The organism is Oleiphilus sp. HI0128, from assembly GCF_001635365.1.
The window spans coordinates 1-454 of record NZ_LWGG01000283.1; the positions used below are offsets into that span (position 1 = coordinate 1).

At 43.2% G+C, this 454-nt stretch carries 1 pseudogene; it reads left to right on the plus strand.

What is annotated here, in order from left to right:
* Positions 1-321 (plus strand): annotated as a pseudogene (locus A3763_RS28025) (hypothetical protein); the annotation flags it as partial.
* Positions 322-454: the final 133 nt, after the last annotated feature.

Genomic DNA, 454 nt, shown 5'->3' on the forward strand with positions numbered 1-454 from the left:
GCCTATGACTTAGGCTTTGAGGGAAATGCCCTTAATATGATTGTTAGCCATCAAGATCAAGTCCAGAATATACCGCAAGAATCCAAGCTTCTAGCGACAAGTGATTTTTGTCCATACTTTGCCGTTCAATGGAGTGATTCCTTGATTAGTATCCAAGGGCACCCGGAATGGACTTGTGAATACTCTGAAGCCTTAATGAATGATCGTCGCGACCGAATCCCTGCTAATACAATTGAGGCTGGTCTAGAGTCCTTAGCGAAACCTCTGGATAACAGGGGTTTCCTAAGTGTAATTTCGAAATTTTTACTTCAGAAAGCGTGATGTTGGTTTTGGTGGCTGTTAATGTGCGTGACTTATCGGCAAGGTAGTTAGGGTGTCATTTAGCTCGCTTGAAACTGCCTGGTTTCTACCATTCAATTTTGCACTATATAGTGCCTTGTCTGCTCGCTCTTTC